Annotated in this window: 26 protein-coding genes; 11 read left to right on the top strand and 15 right to left on the bottom strand. The window is 64.0% G+C overall.

Annotation, left to right across the window (positions count from 1 at the left end; translation table 11 throughout):
• The first annotated feature begins 146 nt into the window (after positions 1 to 146).
• The 3 genes from ABIB90_RS12080 to ABIB90_RS12070 all read left to right on the top strand — a co-directional run bounded on the left by ABIB90_RS12080 (position 147) and on the right by ABIB90_RS12070 (position 3347).
• Entirely contained in the window at positions 147 to 1532 is a 1386-nt protein-coding gene (locus ABIB90_RS12080) for an ABC transporter substrate-binding protein (RefSeq protein ID WP_354160035.1), read from the top strand.
• Between the two features lie 94 nt (positions 1533 to 1626).
• The gene (locus ABIB90_RS12075) at positions 1627 to 2499 is read left to right on the top strand and encodes a carbohydrate ABC transporter permease (RefSeq protein WP_007596244.1); all 873 of its coding nucleotides are present in this window, start codon (positions 1627 to 1629) and stop codon (positions 2497 to 2499) included.
• On the top strand, positions 2496 to 3347 hold the full coding sequence (locus ABIB90_RS12070; RefSeq protein WP_007596245.1) for a carbohydrate ABC transporter permease: 852 nt from the start codon (positions 2496 to 2498) through the stop codon (positions 3345 to 3347). The genes ABIB90_RS12075 and ABIB90_RS12070 overlap by 4 nt, the downstream gene beginning before the upstream one ends.
• Here the strand turns inward: ABIB90_RS12070 and ABIB90_RS12065 are convergent.
• From ABIB90_RS12065 to ABIB90_RS12040, 6 genes are all read right to left on the bottom strand, one after another.
• Positions 3344 to 3844: a DUF6622 family protein gene (locus ABIB90_RS12065; protein WP_354200712.1), complete on the bottom strand. Its 501-nt coding sequence runs from the start codon at positions 3842 to 3844 to the stop codon at positions 3344 to 3346. The genes ABIB90_RS12070 and ABIB90_RS12065 overlap by 4 nt on opposite strands.
• 13 nt (positions 3845 to 3857) lie before the next feature.
• Positions 3858 to 4670 carry an ABC transporter permease gene (locus ABIB90_RS12060; protein ID WP_007596248.1) on the bottom strand — a complete coding sequence of 271 codons (813 nt, stop codon included), beginning with the start codon at positions 4668 to 4670 and terminating at the stop codon, positions 3858 to 3860.
• Between the two features lie 4 nt (positions 4671 to 4674).
• Positions 4675 to 5589: an ABC transporter permease gene (locus ABIB90_RS12055; protein ID WP_219681684.1), complete on the bottom strand. Its 915-nt coding sequence runs from the start codon at positions 5587 to 5589 to the stop codon at positions 4675 to 4677.
• Positions 5586 to 6755, bottom strand: coding sequence for an ABC transporter ATP-binding protein (locus ABIB90_RS12050; protein WP_354200711.1), 1170 nt, complete (start codon positions 6753 to 6755; stop codon positions 5586 to 5588). The genes ABIB90_RS12055 and ABIB90_RS12050 overlap by 4 nt, the downstream gene beginning before the upstream one ends.
• Positions 6756 to 6830: 75 nt before the next feature.
• Positions 6831 to 8288 carry a glycerol-3-phosphate dehydrogenase gene (locus tag ABIB90_RS12045; RefSeq protein WP_354200710.1) on the bottom strand — a complete coding sequence of 486 codons (1458 nt, stop codon included), beginning with the start codon at positions 8286 to 8288 and terminating at the stop codon, positions 6831 to 6833.
• 140 nt (positions 8289 to 8428) lie between these two features.
• Positions 8429 to 11116, bottom strand: a complete 2688-nt coding sequence (locus ABIB90_RS12040; RefSeq protein WP_354160024.1) for a sensor domain-containing protein — start codon at positions 11114 to 11116, stop codon at positions 8429 to 8431.
• Between the two features lie 202 nt (positions 11117 to 11318).
• Here ABIB90_RS12040 and ABIB90_RS12035 point away from each other — a divergent pair, with 202 nt between their 5' ends.
• Complete coding sequence (locus tag ABIB90_RS12035; RefSeq protein WP_354160022.1) at positions 11319 to 12422, top strand: NAD(P)/FAD-dependent oxidoreductase; 1104 nt, start codon at positions 11319 to 11321, stop codon at positions 12420 to 12422.
• A 168-nt stretch (positions 12423 to 12590) separates the two neighbouring features.
• Here ABIB90_RS12035 and ABIB90_RS12030 read toward each other — a convergent pair whose 3' ends face one another.
• Positions 12591 to 12770, bottom strand: coding sequence for a YdcH family protein (locus ABIB90_RS12030; RefSeq protein WP_007596254.1), 180 nt, complete (start codon positions 12768 to 12770; stop codon positions 12591 to 12593).
• A 111-nt stretch (positions 12771 to 12881) separates the two neighbouring features.
• Positions 12882 to 13028 carry a hypothetical protein gene (locus ABIB90_RS12025; RefSeq protein WP_240543946.1) on the bottom strand — a complete coding sequence of 49 codons (147 nt, stop codon included), beginning with the start codon at positions 13026 to 13028 and terminating at the stop codon, positions 12882 to 12884.
• Positions 13029 to 13097: 69 nt separating this feature from the next.
• Between ABIB90_RS12025 and ABIB90_RS12020 the strand changes: the two genes are divergently transcribed.
• The 3 genes from ABIB90_RS12020 (at position 13098) to ABIB90_RS12010 (ending at position 13917) form a co-directional block, all read left to right on the top strand.
• Positions 13098 to 13304 (top strand): YdcH family protein, encoded by a 207-nt coding sequence (locus tag ABIB90_RS12020; RefSeq protein ID WP_007596255.1) that lies wholly within the window; start codon positions 13098 to 13100, stop codon positions 13302 to 13304.
• A gap of 119 nt (positions 13305 to 13423) precedes the next feature.
• Positions 13424 to 13642: a hypothetical protein gene (locus ABIB90_RS12015; protein WP_007596256.1), complete on the top strand. Its 219-nt coding sequence runs from the start codon at positions 13424 to 13426 to the stop codon at positions 13640 to 13642.
• Positions 13643 to 13665: 23 nt separating this feature from the next.
• The gene (locus ABIB90_RS12010; RefSeq protein WP_007596257.1) at positions 13666 to 13917 is read left to right on the top strand and encodes a hypothetical protein; all 252 of its coding nucleotides are present in this window, start codon (positions 13666 to 13668) and stop codon (positions 13915 to 13917) included.
• On the opposite strand, the gene ABIB90_RS12005 is transcribed toward ABIB90_RS12010, so the two are convergent.
• Entirely contained in the window at positions 13918 to 14655 is a 738-nt protein-coding gene (locus ABIB90_RS12005) for a GGDEF domain-containing protein (protein WP_354160019.1), read from the bottom strand.
• Positions 14656 to 14796: 141 nt separating this feature from the next.
• Here ABIB90_RS12005 and purE point away from each other — a divergent pair, with 141 nt between their 5' ends.
• Both purE and ABIB90_RS11995 read left to right on the top strand, forming a co-directional pair.
• Entirely contained in the window at positions 14797 to 15285 is a 489-nt protein-coding gene (gene purE / locus ABIB90_RS12000; RefSeq protein WP_354160017.1) for a 5-(carboxyamino)imidazole ribonucleotide mutase, read from the top strand.
• Complete coding sequence (locus ABIB90_RS11995; RefSeq protein ID WP_219681688.1) at positions 15282 to 16388, top strand: 5-(carboxyamino)imidazole ribonucleotide synthase; 1107 nt, start codon at positions 15282 to 15284, stop codon at positions 16386 to 16388. Before purE ends, ABIB90_RS11995 begins: the two co-directional genes overlap by 4 nt.
• A gap of 36 nt (positions 16389 to 16424) precedes the next feature.
• Here the strand turns inward: ABIB90_RS11995 and aqpZ are convergent, their stop codons facing one another.
• Positions 16425 to 17147 carry an aquaporin Z gene (aqpZ, locus tag ABIB90_RS11990; protein ID WP_007596263.1) on the bottom strand — a complete coding sequence of 241 codons (723 nt, stop codon included), beginning with the start codon at positions 17145 to 17147 and terminating at the stop codon, positions 16425 to 16427.
• A 260-nt stretch (positions 17148 to 17407) separates the two neighbouring features.
• Between aqpZ and rpsU the strand changes: the two genes are divergently transcribed.
• Together rpsU and ABIB90_RS11980 are read left to right on the top strand one after the other, a co-directional pair.
• Entirely contained in the window at positions 17408 to 17716 is a 309-nt protein-coding gene (gene rpsU / locus ABIB90_RS11985; protein ID WP_007596265.1) for a 30S ribosomal protein S21, read from the top strand.
• 125 nt (positions 17717 to 17841) lie between these two features.
• Entirely contained in the window at positions 17842 to 18492 is a 651-nt protein-coding gene (locus tag ABIB90_RS11980) for a tetratricopeptide repeat protein (protein WP_007596267.1), read from the top strand.
• A gap of 28 nt (positions 18493 to 18520) precedes the next feature.
• Here the strand turns inward: ABIB90_RS11980 and ABIB90_RS11975 are convergent, their stop codons facing one another.
• The 5 genes from ABIB90_RS11975 to ABIB90_RS11955 form a co-directional block, all read right to left on the bottom strand.
• Positions 18521 to 19453, bottom strand: a complete 933-nt coding sequence (locus ABIB90_RS11975; RefSeq protein WP_354160014.1) for a hypothetical protein — start codon at positions 19451 to 19453, stop codon at positions 18521 to 18523.
• A 92-nt stretch (positions 19454 to 19545) separates the two neighbouring features.
• Complete coding sequence (locus ABIB90_RS11970) at positions 19546 to 19830, bottom strand: cupin domain-containing protein (protein ID WP_007596270.1); 285 nt, start codon at positions 19828 to 19830, stop codon at positions 19546 to 19548.
• Positions 19831 to 19864: 34 nt separating this feature from the next.
• The gene (locus ABIB90_RS11965; protein WP_354160012.1) at positions 19865 to 20962 is read right to left on the bottom strand and encodes a calcium:cation antiporter; all 1098 of its coding nucleotides are present in this window, start codon (positions 20960 to 20962) and stop codon (positions 19865 to 19867) included.
• A gap of 70 nt (positions 20963 to 21032) precedes the next feature.
• Positions 21033 to 22514: a sodium:proton antiporter gene (locus ABIB90_RS11960; RefSeq protein WP_354200709.1), complete on the bottom strand. Its 1482-nt coding sequence runs from the start codon at positions 22512 to 22514 to the stop codon at positions 21033 to 21035.
• A complete protein-coding gene (locus ABIB90_RS11955) occupies positions 22468 to 23265 on the bottom strand; it encodes an alpha/beta hydrolase (RefSeq protein WP_007596276.1) in 798 nt (265 codons plus the stop codon). Before ABIB90_RS11955 ends, ABIB90_RS11960 begins: the two co-directional genes overlap by 47 nt.
• Between the last annotated feature and the right edge of the window lie 97 nt (positions 23266 to 23362).

The following is a 23362-nucleotide window of genomic DNA, read 5'->3' as shown; positions in this document are numbered from 1 at the left end:
TTGGATCGATGCCGCACATTAAGCATCTCCTCTCGCCCGACACCCCACGACCTATGTCTGACAAGAAGCCGCTAGATCGGATAGCGGCCATGCGCTAGTGTTTTATACGACCGGTTAAAAACACCGGCCGTTTGAGGGAGAAAAACGTGAAATCCAAGGTTATTGGCGCAGTATCACTGGCGGTCGCTGCGGCCGGGCTGTTTGCAGCCGCTGCACCCGCATTTGCGCAGCAGAAGACGATTACGGTCTGGTGGGGCAAGGGCTTCTACCGCTCCGAAGACGACGCGCTGCTCGAGACGATCAAGAAGTTCGAAGCCAAGACCGGAATCAAGGTCGAATTGTCGCAGTACGCGATCCAGGACATGATTCCGAAGACGGTCGCCGCGCTCGATGCCGGCACCGTGCCCGACGTCGCCTATTCCGACTCTTATGACGTGCAGGCCCAGGGCAAGTGGGCCTACGAGGGCAAGCTCGAGGATCTCACCGACGTCATGGAGCCGATCAAGGGCCGGTTCGTGCAGAACACGCTGGACGCCTCGATCCTCTATAACGACGTCACCAAGAAGAAGGCCTATTACGGCTTCCCGCTGAAGCAGCAGAGCATGCACGTCCAGATCTGGAACGACATGCTGGAGAAGGCCGGCTTCAAGCAGAGCGACATTCCGACCGACTGGGCGGGGTACTGGACGTTCTGGTGCGACAAGGTGCAACCGGGAATCCGCAAAGCCACTGGCCAGCGCATCTACGCCGTCGGCCAGCCGATGGGCGTAGAATCCACCGACGCCTTCCAGTCGTTCTACACCTTCATGGATGCCTACCACGTCAAGCTGGTCGACGACGACGGCAAGCTCACGGTCGACGATCCCACGGTCCGCGAGAACCTGATCAAGGCCATGAAGGACTACACCGACACTTATATCAAGGGCTGCACGCCACCGTCCTCCACGACCTGGAAGGATCCGGACAACAACGTCGCGTTCCACAACAAGACCATCGTGATGACCCACAACTTCACGATCTCGATCGCGGCTAAGTGGTATGAGGACTCGCAGAACCAGGCGCTCACGCAAGAGCAGCGCGACGCCGGCAAGAAGGCTTATGAGCAGGACATCATCACGGCGTCCTTCCCCAAGGCGCCGGATGGGTCGACCATCCGCTACCGCTCCGACGTCAAGACCGGGCTGGTCTTCAGCGTTGCCAAGAACAAGGCCGAGGCCAAGCAGTTCATCAGCTTCCTGCTCCAGGAAGAGAACGTTCGCCCCTATATCGAGGGCGCGCTCGGCCGCTGGTTCCCGGTGACGAAGGAAAGCCAGGCCAGCCCGTTCTGGCAGGCCGACAAGCACCGCAAGGCGGTGTACGCCCAGTTCACGGGCGGCACCGCGCCGTTCGATTTCACCAAGAACTGGAAGTTCACGATTCTCAACAACGAGAACGTGTGGGCCAAGGCGATGAACCGGGTGGTGAGCGAGAAGGTTCCGGTCGACAAGGCCGTCGACGAACTGATCGCCCGCATCAAGCAGGTCGCGGGTTAAGTCATCATCCCCTCGCCCCGCCCAGCGGGTGAAGGTATAAGAACAGTACCGGCCGCGTTTCGCGGCCGGCAACTCTTTGAAGAGTCCAAAAAGAATGGCGATTACGCTCTCTGGTGATCAGTCGATCCCCGCACCGCCCTTGTCGTCGCGGCTGACCCCGACGCAAATCTGGGGCATCGTGCTGCTCGCACCCTATTTGCTCGTTTTCCTTGCCTTCGTCGTCTACCCCGTCTGTTACGGGCTATGGCTGGCGCGGGCCCCGTCGAATTATGTCGCGCTCTATAACGACCCGATCTTCGCGCGCGCCGCCGTCAACACGCTGATCTTCCTGGTCATCGGCATCAACATCAAGATGCTGATCGCGCTGTTTTTGTCCGGCTTCTTCGCGCAGCAGCGCACCTGGATCAAATGGCTCTCGGTGGTCTTCATCCTGCCCTGGGCAGTGCCGTCAATTCCGACCATCCTGTCGGTGCGCTTCATGTTCAACCCCGAATGGGGCATGGTCAACCACCTCATCTTCAACTTGACCGGTGATGACGGCCCGAACTGGCTGAACGACCCGACCGTGGCGCTGACCATGGCAATCGGCGTCCACATCTGGAAATCGCTGCCGTTCTGGACGCTGATCCTGATGACCGGACGGCTTGCGATCGCGCAAGATCTGTTCGAGGCCGCCGAGGTCGACGGCGCCAGCTGGTGGCAGAAATTCCGCTACATCACCTGGCCGTCGCTGCAGATGCTCTACATCACCTGCACGCTGCTCTCGATGATCTGGACGCTCGGCGACTTCAACAGCGTCTATCTGCTCACCGGCGGCGGCCCGGCCGACCTCACGCACGTGTTGTCGACGCTCGGCATCCGCTATCTCCGGCTCGACCAGCTCTCGCTCGCGATGGCCTCCATCGTCTGCGCGATACCGTTCGTCCTGCCGCTGATGTACTTCATGATGAAACGGTTGTCGCGATGAAGCTTCCCTCTCTCCGTGACGTCGCGACCGAGGCGCGGCTGCTCCTGATCGGCATTCCCGTCCTGCTCTGGACGATGATACCGATCTATCACATGTTCCTGTTCGCGATCTCGCCGAAGGAGGACGCGTTCTCGGGCAAGCTGTGGCCGGATCATCCGACGCTGCACAACTTCGAAATCGTGTTCAAGCAGCAGCATTACTTCCTGCGGGACTTCTACGTGCAGTTCTGGAATTCGCTGGTGATCGCGGCAGCCGTCGGCGTGCTCACGCTCGTCATCGCAACCGCGGCTGCGTTCTCGATCTCGCGGTTGCGCGTGCCCGGCGGGCGCATCGTGATGAACCTCGCGCTGTTCACCTATTTCATCCCGGCAGCGTTCCTCGCGGTGCCGATGTATCGCACCATGGGCAATTACGGCCTGCTCAACAATCATTGGTCGCTGATCCTGGCCATGGTGACGATCGCGAGCCCTTATGCGATCTGGGTGCTCAAGCAGGCCTCCGACAAGCTGCCGGTCGAGCTGGACGAGGCCGCGGTGATGGACGGCGCGACGACTCTCCAGATCTTCCGCCTGGTCTACTTGCCGCTGATGATGCCCTCGCTGGTCGCGATCGGCACCTATGCGGTGCTGCTCGCCTGGAACGAATATCTCTACGCGTTCCTGCTGCTCTCAAACGATCGCGAGATCACCCTCCCTGTCGCGCTCGGCAACTTCCTCGCCGCCGACGACTCGCCGTGGGAGCTGTTGATGACGACCGGCTTCATCTACGCGCTGCCGCCGGCCGCCATCTACTACGCCTTCCGCCGCTACATGGTGGGCGGGCTCACGGCGGGTGCGGTGAAGTCCTAAACATCGGCCGCGCGCTTGCTGCGATATGCGATCAGAAGCGCGACCGTCGAGCCGAGGAAATAGCCGGCGGTCGCGCCCGAAATGGCGCGGCCGGCGATGAAGGCCACCGCGCGATCGCCCGCATCGATCGCCGAGATCACGCCAACCGTGTACTGCAGAGAGAACACGACGAGGTTGCGGACCAGCGCAAACGCGCTGCCGGGACGAATGATCTCCCCAGTCGTGTGATCGACATCGAACGGACGCGGCGTCAGCACGCCGAGCGGCAGTAGCGCCAGTGCCGCCGCGATCCAGGCGATCAGCGGCCATGTGCCGTCCTGATGTCCAAAGCCGATCCGTGAGACGCCCCAGACGATGAACACGGCCGGCACGATCAGCGCGCGCCAGATCGGCGTCCTGCGCGGCTGCATCGCCTTGATGCCCTGCCAGACCAGATAGGCGAACAACGTCCAGATCCAGAGTGGCGTATGGACGAGGACCTGGTAGGTGAATATCACAATGCCTCCCCTCTCAAAGCGGCGCCGCGCTTTCGCCCTGCGAGCTCGACAATTTCGAGGCGAGCGAGGCGATCACGATGACGACCGCGATCAAGGCGATCACCAGCGTGCAGATCGCGTTGATCTCGGGCTTCACGCCCAGCCGTACCTCTGAATAGATCCGGATCGGCAGCGTCGCGGAGCCCGGGCCGGTGGTGAAGCTCGCGATCACGAGATCGTCCAGCGACAGCGTGAAGGCGAGCATCCAGCCCGCGACGATCGCGGGCGCAATCAGCGGCAGCGTCACGGCCACGAACGCCCGCACGGGGTCGCAGCCGAGGTCCATCGCGGCCTCTTCTAATGAACGGTCGAGCGAGCCGAGGCGGGACTGCACGACGACGGCGACGAAGCACATCGTCAGGGTGGTGTGGGCGATCGTCACCGTCCAGAAGCCGCGCTCGGCGTTCAGCGCCACGAACAGCAGCAGCAGCGACAATCCGGTGATCACCTCCGGCATCACCAGCGGCGCATAGAGCATGCCGGAGAACAGGGTGCGGCCGCGAAACCGCTCGCCGCGCGACAGCGCGACGGCGGCGAGCGTGCCGATCAGGGTCGCAATGGTCGCCGACGAAACCGCGACGCGCAGGCTCATCCAGGCCGCCTCGATCATGGCGCGGTCATTGAAGAACTCGTGATACCAGCGCAGCGACCAGCCACCCCACACCGTCACCAGCCGCGAGGCGTTGAAGGAATAGATCACGAGGATCAGGATCGGCAGATAGAGGAAAGCCAGACCCAGCGCGAGCGAGACGACGTTGAAGCGGGACAGGCGGGAGACCTTGCGCATCGCCTCACCGCCCCTGTTCCAGCTGCCGCTTCTGCAGCCGTTCGTACAGCAGCAGCGGGACCAGCAGCACCACCAGCAACACGATGGCCGCGGCGGAGGCGACCGGCCAGTCCTTGTTGGTGAAGAATTCGAGCCACAGGGTCTGACCGATCATCAGCGCATTGGAGCCGGCCATGAGATCCGGAATGACGAACTCGCCGACGATGGGGATGAAGCACAGCAGCACGCCGGCGCCGACGCCGGGCAGCGACAGCGGGAAGGTGACGAGCCAGAACACCTGCCAGCGCGGTGCGCCGAGATCGGAGGCGGCCTCCTCCAGCACCGGCTCCATTTTGGCGAGCGTGGCATAGAGCGGCAGGATCATGAACGGCAGGTAGGAATAGACGATGCCGATATACATCGCGCTGTCGGTGGAGAGCCACACCACCGGCTGGCTGACGAGATGCAACGCAAGCAGGATCTGGTTGAGCAGGCCGTCATGCTGGAGGATGTTGATCCAGGCATAGATGCGGATCAGGAACGAGGTCCAGAACGGCACGATCACCAGCACCATCGCCACGGCCTGCCAGCGCGTCGGCAGCCGCGCCATGCCGTAGGCGATGGGATAACCGATCAGGAGCAACAGCGCGGTTGCGGTGACGGCGACGGTGAGGCTACGCACATAGGCGAACACGTAGATATCGTCGGAGACGAGCAGCCTGAAATTGTCGATCGACAGCGCAGCAAAGGCGGCCTTCAGCGCCCCCCATCCCGCCATCAGGTCGAACACCGGCTCGTAAGGCGGCTGCGCGATCGCCGTCTGCGACAGGCTGATCTTCAGCACGAAGCCGAACGGCACCAGGAAGAACAGCACCATCCAGACATAGGGCGCGATCGCGGCAAGGCGAGCGGGTCGCGCAAAAATGCGGCGCGCGCTCATGACGGCAGCACCACGCAGTCGTCGGGCGTGAACCAGGCGACGACAGGCTGGTTCAGGCTGTAGGCGTCGACATCGAGGCGCGCGCTGTTGGCGACTGCAGCCTGCACCATCCCGCCGGCGTCGAGCTTCACCTTGTAAGTGGTGGTGCCGCCGAGATAGCAGATGTCGGCGATCACGCCGTCCAGCTGGTTGATCGCCGTTTCATGACCGGCTTCCCGCACCGGACCACGGCGCGACAGCTTGACCTTCTCGGGGCGGATCGCAACCGATAATCTGCCCTCGCCGAACGGCTCGCGCGGCTCCGCCACCACCAGCGTACCCGCATCGCGCGTGCCGATGACCAGACGATGACCGTCGCGCAATTTGGACTCGGCGTCGAACAGGTTGACGTCGCCGACAAACTCCGCGATCCAGCGCGAGCGTGGCGCCTCGTAGAGCTCGCGCGGGCTGGCGACCTGCGCGAGCTTGCCGTCCCTCATCACACCGATCCGGCTCGCCATCGTCATCGCCTCTTCCTGGTCGTGGGTGACGATGATGAAGGTCATGCCAAGCCGGCGCTGAAGTTCCATCAGCTCGCCTTGGGTGTTTTCGCGCAGCTTCTTGTCCAGGGCCGCGAGCGGCTCATCGAGCAGAAGCAGCTGCGGGCGCCGCGCCAGTGCGCGCGCCAACGCCACGCGCTGACGCTGGCCACCGGAGAGCTGATCGGGCTTGCGCTTCTCGAGCCCATCGAGCTTCACCAGCGCAACCATCTCCGCAACGCGCGTGGCGATGTCGGCGCGCGCCATGCCGGCGCGCTTCAGGCCGAAGGCGATGTTGTCGCGGACCGACAGGTGCGGAAACAGCGCGTAGTTCTGGAACATCATGTTGATCGGCCGCTCATGCGGCAGCGCCTGCGCGATGTCCTTGCCGCCGAGCAGGATGCGCCCTTGATCCGGCGCTTCGAAACCGGCGAGCATGCGCAGAAGCGTGGTCTTGCCGCAGCCGCTGGGCCCGAGCAGTGCAAAGAACTCGCCCGGCTTGATGTCGAGCGACACGCCGTCGACGGCCCGGAACGCCCCGAACGTCTTGGCGACGCCCTCGATGCGCAGCAGCGGCTCGCCGGCCGCGAACTGCGTCTCTCCAACCGCAGCCGCAGCCGCGTCTGTTCTGGGCAACTCGTCAGTCATGGTCCCTGCCAACCCCAATCCCGCCGCACGCTAGCGGCCGATCGTCCCTCACTCAACCAATTAGAGGCGGCTCGTTCACGCATTCGCCATGAACGCAGCCAGCGCATCGCATTCCTGTGCGGACATCGTCAGGCCGAGCTTGGAGCGGCGCCACAGGATGTCCTCGGGAAAACGCGCCCATTCGTGGGTCATGAGATAGCGCACCTCGGCGCCCGTCAGCTCGGGACCGAAGGCGGCGCCGAGATCGTCCCGGGTCTTCGCCTCGCCAAGCACGGCCGATAACCGCGAGCCATAGGCCGCAACGAGGCGTTGGGCCTGCGTCTCCGACAGAAAGCGCCAACGGTCGCGCGCAAGATCGACCTCGGTGTCGAAACGGTCCCAGGCAAAATCTCCGCCGGGCAGCGCCGCGCCGGCGGTCCAGGGCGGCGACATCGGATAGAACGGCGTCAACTTCGTCACCGCGCGCTCCGCCCGCAGGCGCGAGGTGGTGACGTCACCGCCGAACATCGTGATCAGCGGCGCCTTGCGCCGCCGCGCGTCGAACAGCGTCGTGCCGTCACGCCGGCGCGCGGACGCCAGCGTCAGGTTGACGCCGGAGACCGCGCGCACCACGTCGATCGGGGCAACGCGCTCGCGGAAATAGCGGCTCGCCGCTTCGCAGAGATAGCCGACATCGGCCCCCGGCATCGCGACGATCGCGGGATCGCCGGTGAAATCGTGCGTTACTGTTCCGATCAGGGTGAAATCGCGCTCGATAGGACTCGCGAAGATCAGCCGGCCATCGCTGTTCTGGAAGACGTAGACGTTATCGGAATCAAACAACCGCGGGACGATGATCTGGCTCATCTGCGTCGCCACCATGGCGGGTTGCGGCTGCCGCAGCACGGTCTCGGCGACCATCGACGTCCAGCCGCCGGTGGCGTTAGCCAGTGCCCGGGCCGTGATCGTGCGACGATGGCCGCGGTCGACCACCGCGAGCCGCCATGTATCCGTTCGATCGGCACGCACACAGCGCGCTCCAGTCCGAATCACGGCGCCGCGCTCGGCCGCATCCAGTGCCGTGAGCACCACCAGTCGGGAATCGTCGACGACGCAGTCCGAATATTCGAAGGCCGTGCCGAACGGTCGTTTCAGCGCGTTGCCGACCGGATGATGCGTGATGTCGAGGGTCGCCGTTGCAGGCAGGCCGCTCCGGCCGGTGAGGCTGTCGTAGAGGAATAGGCCAACGCGCAGCAGCCATGGTGGGCGCTCGTCGGAATGCGCCGGGATCACGAAGCGCATCGGCCGAACCAGATGCGGCGCGATCCGCAGCCAGGTCCGGCGCTCGGCCAACGCTCGGCGCACCCGTCGGAAGCCGCGCCGTTCCAGGACCGAGAGATCGCCGTGGATCAGCCGCGGTGTTGCCGAGGACGCCGCACCGCCCAGATCGCCCTGCTCCAACAGGATGACCCGCAGGCCGCGGCCGGCGGCATCGCGCGCGAGGCTGACACCGTTCAGGCCGCCGCCGATGATCGCAAAATCGTAATCCGCCATAAAGCCGTCGAATGGGAGCGAAAGAAGCGCCCACCCTCACTAGAGCCATTTCCGTTCCGATGAAATCGGAACGGGGCTCTAGATTCTAGTTTGGCGCGTTTTCTTGACGCGAACCGGCAGCCACTTCGCTCGAAAACGCTTTAACCGGTCTTGAGCGCAAGCTCCATGACGTCGGCGCGGCCGACGAGGCCGGCATATTTTCCGATCGGCAGGGGCTTGCCGAGCAAATAGCCCTGCACGCCGTCACAGCCTTCCGCGGCGAGGAAGGCGAGTTGTTCCAGCGTCTCGACGCCCTCGGCGACGATCGACATTTCCAGGCCATGGCCGAGATCGATCACCGCGCGAACGATCGCCGCCGATTGCGGGTTGCGGCCGAGATTGATGATGAAGGCGCGGTCGATCTTGATCTTGTCGAACGGGAACGCCTGGAGATAGCTCAGCGAGGAATAACCGCTGCCGAAATCATCCATGGAAATGCGCACGCCGAGCGCCTTGAGCCGGCGCAGCAGCGCAAGGCCGCGATCGAAGTCCTCGATCAGCACGCCCTCGGTGATCTCGAGCTCGAGCCGGCCGGGGGCAAGACCCGTCTCGAGCAGGATGGAATGGACGAGCCCGACCACGTCGCCGTGCATGAACTGCGCCGGCGACAGGTTGACCGCGATCTGAAGCGGCGTCGGCCAGGAGGCGGCCTCGCGGCAGGCCTCGCGCAGGATCCACTCGCCCATCTCGACGATCAGGCCGCTTTCCTCCGCGATCGGGATGAATTCGGCCGGGGAAACCTGGCCGCGCACCGGATGCTGCCAGCGCGCCAGCGCCTCGAAGCCGATGATCTCGCTCTCGGCGACGCTGTGGCCCGCTGCTCCCTGCGGCTGGAAGGCGAGCGAGAGCTCGCCGTTCTTGATCGCCATCGAGAGATCCTGGTGCAGCACGCGGCGATCGCGGATCTGCTGGTCCATCTCCGGCTGGAACAGGCTGATCGTGCCGCGCGATTTCTGCTTGGCGCGGAACAGCGCCGCGCCGGCGTTGGCGAGCAGCGAGGCGGCGTCGGCGCCGTTGTGCGGGAAGATCGACATGCCGGTGGTGACGCCGGCGCGAACCGGGCGGCCGTCGATCTGGAATTCCTTGGCGACGGCATCACCGATCTGCTGCGCCAGCGCGAGACCTGCATCCGGCTGCTTACCGTCGATGATCAGGCCGAACTCGTCGCCAGACAGGCGCGCCACCACGCCGCCGCGCGCGGAGTCCTGGAGCCGCTGGGCCACCTCGACCAGGAGCTTGTCGCCGTGCGCATGACCGAAGACGTCATTGACCTCCTTGAGGCCGTCGAGATCGACGCACAGAACCGCGAACTCTTCGCCGGTGCCCTCGCAGGCCTCGATCATCTGGGTCAACGCCTGCAGGAAAGCGGCGCGGTTCGGCAAATCGGTGAGGCCGTCGTGATAGGCCATGTGCGCCATGCGCGACTCGGTCTGCCGGCGATCGGTGACGTCCTCGTGGGTCTTGATCAGATATTGCGGCTCGCCGGTGTCGCTCAGCACGGTAGCGCGGCGGGTGAGAAACAGCCGCAGCCCGTCCTTGGTGGAGATCGGGTGCTCTTCGGTGATCATCCCGCGCTTCTTGATCGCGGCTTCGTCGCGCGCAATGATCAGCTTGGCTTCCTTGGGATTGAAGATGTCGGACGCGGTCAGGCCCGTGGCTTCCTCGCGCCTGCGGTTGAGGATCGTCTCCGCGCTGCGGTTGGCGAGCAGGTAGCGGCCGTCCTTGACCTGCTCGACGATCAGGGCCACCGGGATGTTGTCGACCACGAGCTCCAGGAACTTCTTCGTGCTCTCCAGCTCCTTCGACAGCGAGCGGCGATCGGTGATGTCCTCGAACACGAGCATCAGGAATTCGGGCTTGTTGCTCTCGTTGCGGACCACGATCCGGATCGAAGCAACCATGCGCCGCTCACCGGCGCGGTCGACCTCGAATTCGTTGCGAAACTGGCCGTCCTGCGAATCGAGTGCCGCCCGGTCGGTCGCCTCGATGCTGTCCGCCGAGACAGGCGCAAACAGCTCGCGCGCGTTCTTGCCGACGACATGGTCGCGCGAGAAGCCCCAGAACCGCTCATAAGCGCTGTTGGCGAAGATGTAGCGACCATCCTCGATGTTCTTCGCGGCCACGCAGGCCGGCACGTGGTCCAGCAATGTTTCCAGGAACTGCTTGGTGGAGGCGAGCTGCCGCGACAGCCTGCGCTGCTCGCTGACGTCCAGATGCGTCGTCACCGAGCCGCCATTGGGCAGCACGAAATATTTCACCAGGATGGCCCGCCCGTCCGGCAGTTCGGTGATCAAGCCGTTGGTGCTTGCCGCCTTCTCATAGAACTCGTCGTTGGAGGCGCCCCCGAGCACACCGCGCTTGCGTCGCAGCTCAAGGAGTTCGTAGCCGTTCATGTCGGCCCAGAGATCCGACCGCGCCAGGCCGTAAATCTCGATATAGCGGTCGTTGCAGAAGATGATGCGCCGCTGCGCATCCGTCATCACCACGCCCTGGTTGAGATTGTTCATCGCAGAGGAGACGAAGGCATTGCGCCGCAGCTGCAGACGCTTGGTCCGGCGCAACGAGGAATGGATCCACAGCGCGATCGCGACGAGGAACGAGCAGATCACGATGCCCGCGATCAGGGCTTCCCAGATCACGTTGGGATCGAGGTGGCCGAGATAGCTCGGAGGAGTGAAGCTGTCGGAGAGGGCAAAGGCGCGCGCAGGCGTCACCGCTGCGGCCAGGCACACGACGGCCTGCACCGCAATCGGAAGCGCGCTGCCCGCGTGCCAGTTCTTCTCAGCCATCAGCCACCCGCGATTTCAACGTCGGATTGTCTGGCCTCGCGGGTTTGGATCGGGTAAACGCCTGTACGCGCAACGAAAAAATGTGGCATCAAATACGGCAATTGCCCTGACATGATAAATGCTTCGTTAACGGAAAACGCCCCCGCGCCGCCCTCCCCAGGCGTGAGGCCATCGTCGCTTCGAGCGGACGTCCTGCACTACCATGGATAGGGTCGACTGCGTCGTCGTCGGAGCCGGCGTGATCGGGCTCGCGGTGGCTCGCAAGCTGGCGCAAGCCGGGCGCGAGGTGATCGTGCTCGAGGAAGCCGAGGCCATCGGCACCATCACCTCCTCGCGCAACAGCGAGGTGATCCATGCCGGCATCTACTACCGCGCCGGAAGCTGGATGGCGCGCATGTGCGTCGACGGCAAGCACGCGCTCTACCGTTACTGTTCCGAGCGCGGCATCCCGCACAGGAATAGCGGCAAGCTGATCGTCGCGACCAATCCGAAAGAGACCGAGAAGCTGCAATCGATCAAGGCGCATGCCGAGGCCAACGGCGTGCTCGACATGCAGTTGCTCACGGGCGATGCGGCATGTGCGCTTGAGCCGGCGCTCGCCTGCGACGCCGCGCTGCTGTCGCCGTCGACTGGCATCATAGACAGCCACGCCTACATGCTCTCGCTGCGCGGCGAAGCCGAGGACGCGGGCGCGGCCTTCGCGTTTCACACCCCGCTGATCCGTGCCAAGGCCAGCGCCGGCGTCATTGAAATCGAGGCGGGCGGCGAAGCGCCGATGACGCTGCAATGCAGCCTCCTCGTCAACGCCGCCGGGCTCTCGGCGACCACGGTGGCGCGCAACATCGAGGGCATGCCGCTGGAACGGATCCCGACGGCCTACCTCGCCAAGGGAAACTACTTCAGCTGCAATGCCAGGGCGCCGTTCTCGCGCCTGATCTATCCGGTGCCCGAGCCCGGCGGGCTAGGGGTGCATCTGACGCTGGACATGGCCGGGCAGGCACGTTTCGGCCCTGACGTCGAGTGGATCGAGACCATCGATTATGAGGTCGATCCGTCACGCGCCGAGCGCTTCTACCCGGCGATCCGCAAATACTGGCCGACGCTGCCTGACGGCGCGCTCATGCCGAGCTATTCGGGCATCCGCCCGAAGATCGTGCCGCCGGCGGTGGCTACGCAGGATTTCTTGATGCAAGGCCCGCGCGATCACGGCGTCGAAGGCCTGATCAATCTGTTCGGCATCGAGTCGCCCGGATTGACGTCATCGCTCGCGATCGCGGATCACGTCGCCGAGCTCGCAAATGTCTAGTGGTTTAAAGCGAAGTGGATTCCAGTTGCGCGTAAAGAACCGCGTCCAGACAAGAAGCTAGAGCCGCACAAATCCTTACACGGTGCGCGCCTTGCAGCAGGGATGAGCGCAAAGATTCCCATCCCTGCCTGAAAGGGTGCGATCAACTCTACGCTGTTACGGGGGTTACTAGTGGAGCGTGTCGCCGTGCCTGAGACGCTCGATCTGGTCCTTGACCATCAACTTCCGGCGCTTCAACTCAACAATTTGCAGGTCGTCTGTTGAAAGGTGCACGAGAGCTTCGTGCAATTCGTTTTCGAGAGTTTTATGCTTCCGTTCCAATTCAACCAGATGTGCCTGAATTGTCATTCGAAACCTCCTCGGTAGGGGTGAACCTTGGATTCGACCGGACGAGGAAGTGTACATCACCGATTCGTTCTGTCGATGGATATCAGTCGTCGCAGTGTCATTTTTAAAAATTCATATGTAACGAAGCGTGAGTAAGGGAACCACGCGGGAAAAATCCGTGATATCAATGCGCTTGCGCAACGCCGGAGCGACCGCAGAAATATCTCGCGGGAGATCGGCGCGCGACAGCCCGAGATCGCTTGCGATCACGGCGCGCAAGGACGATAGTTTCCACAGGGCATCCACAGCCTTAATCTCACGCCTATCGGTTTTTCGGCCACCGCAGACATGACCAATGAAGATGCGCGCGAACTCGAATCCGAGCTCGCCCGGTTGCACCAGGAACACCGAGATCTCGATGTGGCGATCGATGCACTGCATCAATCGCCCGCCCCCGACCTGTTGCGGTTACAGCGGTTGAAGAAACGCAAGCTGTTGTTGCGTGACCGTATCGCGTTCATCGAAGACCAGATCACGCCCGACATCATCGCCTGATCCACAGGAGGAGAGCTTTACGGCAGCTCGCCGCACGTGAATCCGCTTGACTCGAAAGGAACAAAATAAGAACATTTGGGCGCCAACGCCCCCAGGAAAACCGTCCAAGGAAAACGCAGATGTCGGCAACCGCCCTTCTCGACAACAGCCATTATGAACAAGCCTGCGATCAGGCGATCGCGATGTGCGACGGCAATCTGCGCAGCACCATCAAGGCGCTGATCATGGCCAATGAATATCTGGAGGCCGAGCTGGAGGAATTGCAGGCGGCCATTTCCGCCGGCTGCATTCCGGAGACCTCACGCAGCAAGATGCGGAGCAAGAGCAGCGCAGCCTGAGCTGTCAGCTATCGGAGCCGACCATGTCCGATGTCACCTATTACGTTGCATTACCTTTCCTGACCGACGAGGACGGATCGCCGGTCGCAGGTGCGGCCGAGGAATGCCAGACCGCGGCGGCCGCGTTACGGCGCGCCGAGGTTATGTCGCACGGCGCCGGCCACACCGGCGCCGTCGCATTCAGCCGCAGCGGTGATCCCATGACCGGCGAATTCGGTGACGCCAAACTGCTCCGCAGCTTCGGCAACGTACCGAAAGACCTCGGCACGCTTTAACTAGCTGCTGACGAGCCTGATGCGCGGCTCGTGCCGCCGGTGCGCCTTGCGCACATACATCGCGGCATCGGCCTCTTCCAGGGCGCGCGCGGCGTCGGACTGTACCCCGAGCAGGGCCACGCCGGCGGAAGCGCCCGCGCTCACGTGCTGGCCGCGAAAGACAAAGGACAAGTCGTCGACGGCCTGCTCGAAGGCCGCGGCCTTCGCCTTGGCGTCGGTCTCGCTGAGATTCCAGAGCAGCAGCGCGAACTCGTCGCCGCCGAGCCGGCCGACCACGTCGGAGGCGCGGATCTGCCGCGTCAGCGTGGTGGCAATCGCCTTCAGCACCTCGTCGCCGGCCGCATGGCCGAAGGAATCGTTGATCGGCTTCAGCCGATCGACGTCGAGCACGATCAGAGCGCCGCTGGCGCGGTAGCGCTTCATGTAGGCGACGGCGCGTCCGAGCTCGCGTTCGAAGCCGCGCCGGTTCGGAATTTCGAGCAGGAAGTCGGTGTCGGCGGCCGCCTCGAGCTCCGCGACCCGCCGCAGCGCCCCCTTCAGCTTGCTCCGGAGGTCACGGATGGTCGCGTTGATGGCCGTCTTGATGACCGCTTTGGCGCCGTCATCGGCAGACGCTCCGCGTCGCGACGGTCTGGTCGGACGCTTGACCGGACGCTTAAGAGCAACTTTGGAGCGAGCGGCGCTGGTTTTCGGGCCCTTTTTGGCCTTCGCAGCGCTCGCCCTTTTTGGTTTCTTCATGGGCATCCTGCTCAATGAAGGCTTGCGGGGATTCACCAAGACAGGATAGTGCATTCCCTTCTCCTTGCCACCGCCTTGCGAGCCACCGGCCGGAACCGCTAATCTGGCCTATCTTCCTGTTTTTCGAGCACAATTCACGTCATGACCGCGCCGATCGCCATCATCATGGGAAGCCAGTCGGACTGGGACACGATGCGGCATGCCGCCGACACGCTCGCAGGGCTCGGCGTTGCCGCCGATACCCGTATCGTTTCGGCCCACCGCACCCCCGACCGGCTGTTTACGTTCGCCAAAGGCGCCAAGACGGCCGGTTACAAGGTCATCATCGCCGGCGCGGGCGGCGCAGCCCACCTGCCCGGCATGGCGGCGGCGCTGACGGAACTGCCCGTGTTCGGCGTTCCCGTCGAATCGAGGACACTCAAAGGCATCGATTCGCTCTATTCGATCGTTCAGATGCCCGCGGGCATCCCGGTCGGCACCCTCGCGATCGGCAAGGCCGGCGCCATCAATGCGGCGCTGCTGGCGGCTGCCGTGCTGGCCTTGTCCGACCCGGCCTTGTCCGACCGCCTCGCCGCCTGGCGCAAGGCGCAGACCGAGGCCGTGGCCGAGCGCCCGGAGGACAAGGCGTGACTGACGCAAAGCAGGTGAAGCTGAAGCCCGGCGACACCATTGGCATTCTCGGCGGCGGACAATTGGGGCGGATGCTGGCTATGGCGGCGGCACGGCTCGGCCTGCGCTGCCAGGTGTTCTCGCCGGATCCGGACTCACCGGCCTTCGACGTCGTCCTGAATGCGACCTGCGCCGAATATGCCGATGTCGAAGCACTCGAGCTGTTCGCCAACGACGTCGACGTCATCACCTACGAATTCGAGAACGTGCCGTCCGCGGCCGCGATGGTGCTGGATGCGCGCCGCCCGGTGCTGCCCAACCGCAAGATTCTCGAGACCACCCAGGACCGACTCGCCGAAAAGGATTTCGTGACCCGGCTCGGCATCGGCACCGCGGCCTATGCCGACGTCACCTCGGTCCCGTCATTGCGCGAGGCGATCGCCAGGATCGGCCTTCCGGCAGTGCTGAAGACCCGTCGCTTCGGCTATGACGGCAAGGGCCAGGCCATCATCCGCGAGGGCGACGACATCGCGAAAGTGTGGACCAGTCTCGCCACCAAATCGGCCATCCTGGAAGCCTTCGTGCCGTACGAGCGTGAGATTTCCGTGATCGCCGCCCGCTCGGCCACAGGCCAGGTCGAGTGTTTCGACGTCACCGAAAACGAGCACCGCGACCACATCCTGAAGATCTCCCGTGCGCCCGCGCGGATCCCGGATGTGCTCGCCGAGGAAGCGCGCAGCATCGCCGGCAAGATCGCGGGCGCGCTCGATTATGTCGGCGTGCTTGCCGTCGAGATGTTCGTGCTCGCCAACGGCACCGGACCCAAGGTGCTGGTCAACGAGATCGCTCCGCGCGTGCACAATTCCGGACACTGGACGCTCGACGGTGCGTCCGTCTCGCAGTTCGAGCAGCACATTCGCGCCATTGCCGGCTGGCCTCTCGGCAAGCCCGTGCGCCACGGCGAAGTCGTCACCATGACCAATCTGATCGGCGACGAGATCAACGAGTATGAGAACTGGCTGAGCGTGCCGGGCGCGACCGTGCACATTTACGGCAAGGGCGCGCCGCGTCCCGGCCGCAAGATGGGCCACGTCACCGAAGTGCGACCCACGACCGGCAAGTAACGGGACCGCGGCGTATGCCGCGATCCCGCTTTGCGATTACGCCGTCTTTGCGCCCGCGACGACGCCGGTGGGTTCGTCGCTGAGCCAGCGATAGATCACTCCGCCCAGCGCGCCGCCGATCAGTGGCGCAACCCAGAACAACCAGAGCTGCGACAGCGCCCAGCCGCCGACGAACAATGCGGGGCCCGTGCTGCGCGCCGGGTTCACCGAGGTGTTGGTGACGGGGATGCTGACGAGATGGATCATCACCAGCGCGAGCCCGATCGCCAGCGGCGCAAAGCCCACGGGCGCGCGGCCGTGGGTGGCGCCCATGATGATGAACAGGAACATCATGGTCATCACCACCTCGGTGAGGAAGCACACGATCATGCTGTACTGGCCGGGAGAATGGGCGTCGTAGCCGTTGGACGCGAACCCTTTACTGACGTCGAAGCCGGGCGCTCCGCTTGCGATGACGTAGAGAAGCCACGCGGCCACGATCGCGCCGGCCACCTGCGCGATCACATAAGGCAGGATCTGTCCGGCCGGAAAACGTCCGCCGGCAGCAAGGCCGACAGTGACGGCCGGATTGAGATGGCAGCCGGAGATGTGGCCGATCGCATAGGCCATGGTGACCACGCTCAGCCCGAATGCGAGGGAGACACCGACCAGACCGATGCCGACCTGCGGAAAGCCGGCTGCGATCACAGCACTTCCGCAACCTGCGAATGTGAGCCAAAAGGTGCCGATAGCTTCGGCCGCGTATTTCTTCATATCCATGTGTCGTCCCCTGCTTTCAAAGATTCCGGAACAAAGCTCCGGAAACGGCCCCACCCTTGGCGTCAAATCTCCCAAATCAGGGCCGCACAGAGGTATTTTGCCTCATTTAATGGCTGAACTTGGCCCGAAAACCCGCTTGGCCGGTGGACATCCCAGGTTTTGTCTGATACATCCGCGCCCTCAAGGTTAAGGGCTTGTGCGTTTCGCCATCCCCTTTGACTTACCAGAATTCAAATCCGATCCACTGAAGAGGATGCCGCGTGCAGGTTCTCGTCCGCGATAACAATGTCGATCAAGCCCTCAAGGCGCTGAAGAAGAAGATGCAGCGCGAGGGTATTTTCCGCGAGATGAAGCTCCGCGGTCACTACGAAAAGCCCTCCGAGAAGAAGGCCCGCGAAAAGGCCGAAGCCGTGCGTCGCGCACGCAAGCTGGCCCGCAAGAAGCTGCAGCGCGAAGGCCTGCTGCCGATGAAGCCGAAGCCGGTGTTCGGCGCTGGCCCTGGCGGTGATCGTGGCGGTCGCGGCGGCCCGGGTGCTGGCGCAAGTGCCGGTCCGCGCGGACCGCGCTGATTTACCGGACTTGAGAGATTTCAGTTTTCGATGACGCGGGCCCCTGGCCCGCGTTATTGTTTTGTGAGCGGTGCCTTCCTGGGATGGGGCACTCCCGATGCGGCACTAGCGCGAGCGAACCGTAGATGGCCTCCCCTTTCCCCAAGCGCGGCTTGGCGCGGTTACGCCAGATCTTGCTGCAGCCATTTGCGCTGGCCTTGATGGGGATTTCGCTGTGCGGCTGCTCCTTCGACCTGGGATCGCTGACGCCGGAGAAGGAAAAGCCGCAGGAGGCACCCAAGGCGGCCACGACCGCCGAGAATGTGGTCAGCGCCGGCAATGTCAGCGAAGCCCAGGCCCATACGGCAAAGGCCCAAGCCTTGGCAAAGTCCGGCGAGACGGCGGCCGCGCTCGATGAATTCAATCACGCGGTCGGACTCGATCCCTACAATGCGCAGGCGCTCTATGGCCGCGCCCTGATCTACCAGGGCAAGAACCAGCACGATTTCGCGATCGCCGATTTCAGCGCGGCGAGCGGCCTTAACCCACAGAAGGTCGAGCCGCTGCTCGGCCGCGCCAACAGTTATCTCGCCCTCGGCAAGGCCAAGGAGGCCGCGGCCGATCTGGATGAGGCTTCCGAGGCCGATCCCCACAATGCCCAAGTTTGGACCATACGCGGCCAGGCCTATGAACGGCTGGGCGACAGGACCAAGGCGGCGGCGTCCTACACCAAGGCGGTCTCGCTTCGTCCACGCGACGATGCCGCCCGCAGCGGCCTCGCCCGCGTCGGCGGCTGACGATTCTGGCGAAGCCGCAGGCGCCGTCTTAATCCGGGGTGACGCCCTTCGGCAGAACGGAGTGGAACATGGACTTGACGCCCGACAGCATGTCGTCGGCGACATTGGTCTTCGGCCGCGGCATGGACGCGCCGGCATCGGCGCGCAGATCGAGCGGGGGCGCGATCATCGGGACAGGAATGTCAGCCGGCGGCGTCAGCCGATTCGGGTTCTCGTTGCCGACCGAGGCCGTGTAGGGCGGGTTCGCCTGCGACGAGCCGCCATCGCCATAGGCCTCGGCTGCGGGCGTCGAGACCGTGATCGGCGGCGGCAACGGACGCACCGTTGACTGATCCAAGGGGATGATACGCGGAGCCTCCGGGCTGCGGGCGGCTTCGCGCACCGCAGGCTCCTGAGTCTTCTCGGGCGCCTTGGCTTCCGAAGACTTGGTCTCAACCGACTTGGCCTCAACGGCTTTACCCTCAGGCGACTTGCGCAGGCGCTCGATCGCGGCGCGCACGAGATCGTTGGCGTCGGGGGTTGCGGTCGGTGCGGCAGCAGCCGGCGCCGAATTGGCCTCCACCACCGGGGTGGCGGGAACGGGTGCACTGACGGCCGGGGTGGACTTGGCGACTGCCTTCTCGCGCGCGGACGGCTTGCCGCGCGGGGCGGCCTCGGCCGGTGCGACGTCCACCGTAGAAGTCTTTGGCTCCGCGGCGGGCTGATCGCCAGCCTTCTCGGTCGCCGGCTTGTCCGCCACCTTCTTCTCGGAAATGCCCTTGGCCTTGACGCCCGGCGCGGGCAGGTTGGCCAGATCGGCGGGCTTGCCGTTCTTGCCAGCGTCGGCAGGCGCCATCACGGCCGCGGGTGCATCCGCCGCCGGCTTCGCGTTGATGTAATGATTAACGATGTATGCCCCGATGATCGTTGCGAGCACCGAGGGGAAGATGTCCATCGAGATTTTAGCGATGTATTTCAGCATTCCGGCCACTCCCCGCGCGATCTGATGCGGGAACTTTGAGGCATAGTGAGGGATCAACTGCGACGGATCAATGGCAAAGGGGTACGCCGGATTTACGACTTCAGCTCAACCTCAAGGAACACGATCTCGGTTGCGGTTTCGTTAAGCACATCGTGCTGGACGCCGGCCTTGCGAAAATAGGATTTTCCGGCCGCAAGCTGCGCCTTGGACCGCTCGCCATTGGGTGCCACGATGGTCATTTCCCCTGCGACCACGGGAACAATGACGTAGTCCATGCCGTGGGTGTGATGCCCGGTGGCGCTGTTTGGCGCAAGCCGCCACTCGGTCACCCGAACCTGCTCATTGTCGACCTGAACCTCGGACTCGGCGGCAAGCATCGGAACTCTCCTGGGGCATATCCGGAAAACCGGTTCAGGGCACGAAAACCATGAACACGTAGACGGCAAATACCACCATATGGACCAGCCCGAACAGGACATTGGTCCTGCCCGTACCGAAGGTCAGCATGCTCAAAAAGAAGGTCAGGAGCAAAAGCACGCTGCCCTGGCCGCTGAGGCCGAGCGTGAGCTCCTTGTCGAGTGCATAGGTGGCGACACCGACGGCCGGGATGGTCAGCCCGATGGTGGCGAGCGACGAGCCGAGCGCGAGGTTGATGCTCTTCTGAAGGTCGTTTTTGCGAGCCGCCGAGACGGCTGCGACGCCTTCCGGCAGCAGGATCAGGAGCGCGACCAGAAGTCCGGCAAAGGCAGGCGGCGCGCCGATCCTGGCCGCGACCGCATCGACCACCAGCGAGAATTTCTTGGCCAGCAGCACGACCGCCAGCAGCGCAATCAGCAGCAGCACGACGCTGAGCGCCAAGGTCCTCCCCGACAGATGCGCCTCCCCGCTCCCGCCGCCCGCCCGGTCGTGAACGAAGTAATCCTTGTGCAGCACGGTCTGGGTGTAGAGAAACACCCCATACAGCGCGAGTGTGACCACGTCGACGAAGCCGAGTTGAGCCGCCGAATAGACGGGGCCCGGCGTGGTGGTCGTGTAGTTCGGCATGATCAGGGTGATGGTCGCGAGCGCGAACAGCACGCTGAGATAAACGTTGGCGCCGGAGAGCTGAAAACCCTGCTCGCGATAGCGCAGGCCGCCGATGAAGATGCAGAGCCCGACGAGGCCATTGCAGACGATCATGACCACGGCGAACACGGTGTCGCGCGCCAGTTCCGGGGCCGGCTTGTCGCCCAGCATGATCGTGGTGATCAGCGCCACCTCGATGATGGTCACCGCGAGTGTCAGCACCAGCGTGCCGTAGGGTTCGCCGACCCGCTCGGCGATCACTTCGGCATGATGGACCGCGGCAAACACCGTGCCGAACAGGATGACGAGGAGCACGAGGGCGAAGACGAGCCCGCCGAACGACAGCGTGAACACGTAGTCCGTCGCGCTGACGGCCGCGAACAGCAGCACGGCCAGCGCCGGAAAGATCCAGGCCGACCGAGGCATCGGATTGTGCGCGCTCATCCACCGGCTCCAATTGCTTCGCGCAAATTCATCGCATCTTGGGCGAGCAGTAGCAAATCGGGTGGCGGATTCAATGCCAGCGCAGGATCGGAGCGAACGGCAGCAGCGTCAGCAGCACGAATAGCGGGATCAGCACCGCGCTGGCGCGCACGAAATAACCGAAGAAGCTCGGCATCTTGATGCCGTTCTCGCTGGCGATGCTGCTCACCATGAAATTCGGCGCATTGCCGATATAGGTGAGCGCGCCCATGTAGACTGCGCCCATGGAAATGGAGGCGAGCGTGCCCGAGAGTTCGTGCATCAGCACCTGCGGGTCGCCGCCGGCGAGCTCGAAGAACAACAGATAGGTCGGCGCATTGTCGAGGAACGCCGACATCAGACCGGTGAACCAGAAATAGGCAACCTCGCGCGGCGTGCCGTCCGGCGCCGTCACGGCCGACAACAGCCAGGCGAACGCGCCGTGATGGCCGGCATCGAGCATGGCGATGACCGGGATGATCGCGACAAAAATGCCGGCGAACAGCTTCGCGACCTCGCGGATCGGCTCCCAGGTGAAGCCGTTGGCCTGCCTGTGCTCGTCCGGCGTCAACCACACCGACAGAGCCGCTATGGCCAGCAGCGCCGCGTTGCGGGCGATGTCTTCCAGCTCCAGCCTGGTTCCGAGAATGTCCAAGGCGATGCCGGGCTTCCACATCGCCGACGCCAGCAGGCTCGCGACGATGGCTGCGATCAGCACCAGGTTGACGAGGCCGCGGATCCGGACCGGCTTCGCGGCGCCGGCGGCGCTGAACAAAGGTTCGCTACGGAAGCGCCAGACGTCGATGACGACGAAGATCGCGAGCAGCAGTCCGGCAACGATCGCCGTCTGCAGCCAGATGGTCCGCGTGGTCCAGAAGAAGTCGACACCGTGCAGGAAGCCGACGAACAGCGGGGGATCGCCGAGCGGGCTCAGCGCACCACCGACATTGGCGACCAGGATGATGAAGAAGATGACGACATGGGCGTTGTAGCGCCGCGGCCGGTTGGCGCGGATCAGAGGGCGGATCAGGATCATGGCCGCTCCCGTGGTGCCGACGACGCTCGCCATCACGGTGCCGAGCGCAAGGATGCCGGCGTTGGCCGCCGGTGTCGCCTTGATGTCGCCCGTCACGAGAATGCCCCCAGCCACGACATAGAGCGAGAACAGCAGCACGATAAAACCGAGATATTCGGCGAGCATGGCGTGAACGAGCGCCGCCAGCGTCGCCGTGCTCCCGGCCAAGATGACGAGCGAGGCGAGTGCCAGCAGCGACCAGGCTGCGGCGATCTTGCCGTAATGATGGTGCCAGAATCGTGCAAATAGCAGCGGGCCGAGCGCAATCGACAGCAGCAGGCCGGCAAAGGGAAGCGCATAGGGCCAGCCCATCGCCGCGCCGTCGAGCCCGGTCGCAGCCCATGCGTGCTGTGGCAACAACACGACGAGGATCGCGGCGATGAACCCGCTCGCGCGCCGAACGACAAGTCGTCTAGGAAGCAATGAATCGCCTCGCCGTTTCAATCGCACCGAACGCATCGAGATTGTCGTGTCCACCGCCTGCAAAGCGAACGAACTGCTTCGGTTCATGCGCAAGCGCGAACAGACGCTCTCCGAACACGATCGAAATGGCAAGGTCATTGGTGCCATGCATCACCAATAGCGGCACAGTGACGCGCGGGATGCGCTCGTCGGAATGAAAGGGATCGCGCATCAGCAGACGCACCGGAACGAACCAGAACGATGATGCTGCAATGTCGGCCGTCGATGTATAGGGCGCTTCCAGGATGAGTTTTCCAACACGATGCTCCGAGGCGATCGCGACCGCCACGCCTGTCCCGAGCGAAAAGCCCCAGGCGGCGATTCGTTCCGCCGCGTAGCGCGCAGTGGTGAAGGCGTAGGCGGCCGCGGCATCGCGCAGCAGGCCCGCCTCGCTCGGCGCCCCGCTCGAGCCGGCATAGCCGCGATAGGACAGCGCGACGAGGCCGGTGCCGTCCGCCGTCATGGCCTTGAAACGGCTGACGCGACCGGCGAGATAATCGCCATTGCCTGGGAAATACAGGATCACGGGGCGGCCGGGCCTCGCCGGCACGTGCCAGACGATGACCTTCTCGCCATCAGAGGTGGTCAGGACGTGCTCTTCGGCCTCAGGGAGGCCTGCGGCATCCGGCGCGGTTCGACCGACGGGCGGGATCGGAAACAGCATCTCGCGCTGCCTGACATACAGCACGAGGAGACCGGCGCAATAGACGGTCACGAGCAGGATGGCGATCCACTTGACGATGGTCATGATGACACGGCCCGGCCCCCGTCAGGGCTTTGCACCGGCTCCGCAGCAATTTCATGACCTCGCGGGAGGCGCGCCGGCCGCACGCCGCCCAGTGAGC

This window comes from Bradyrhizobium sp. JR4.1 (assembly GCF_040548605.1).
Lineage (GTDB): Bacteria > Pseudomonadota > Alphaproteobacteria > Rhizobiales > Xanthobacteraceae > Bradyrhizobium > Bradyrhizobium canariense.
Note: the sequence above shows the minus strand (reverse complement) of the source record. Positions and strands in the feature narration are given on the sequence as shown.